Origin of the sequence: Streptomyces sp. P17 (assembly GCF_032436805.1) — a bacterium.
GTDB lineage: Bacteria > Actinomycetota > Actinomycetes > Streptomycetales > Streptomycetaceae > Streptomyces.
Genome location: NZ_JAVRBF010000675.1, coordinates 1 through 280 on the forward strand (window position 1 = coordinate 1; position 280 = coordinate 280).

The window sequence follows — 280 nt, forward strand, 5'->3', positions numbered from 1 at the left end:
GCATTCTCGTCTCTCCAGAAGATCACCACCACGGGGTTTGACGGGTCCGAGGGTAGGGGATTCTCGCTGACCAATCACACAACGAACGCGGCCGGCGACGCCCTGAAGGAAACGGCTCATGCCGACCCGACGGCACTCGTGGGATTCGATTCCCTCGGCATCGGCGATATCCAGAAAATCGTCCGCGACCGCGAGGTCTACATTCAGTCCCTGAAGGATTCCGGTGATATCGCTGATTATCGGAAGGCGAGAACACTCGAGTCTCAGGAGACCCTCGGTC

1 protein-coding gene is annotated in these 280 nt (G+C 58.9%); it reads left to right on the forward strand.

Features of this window, described 5'->3' with window-relative positions:
* Positions 1 to 280: hypothetical protein (locus RMT89_RS42545; protein WP_315889119.1), on the forward strand; the 280-nt coding region annotated here is incomplete at both ends.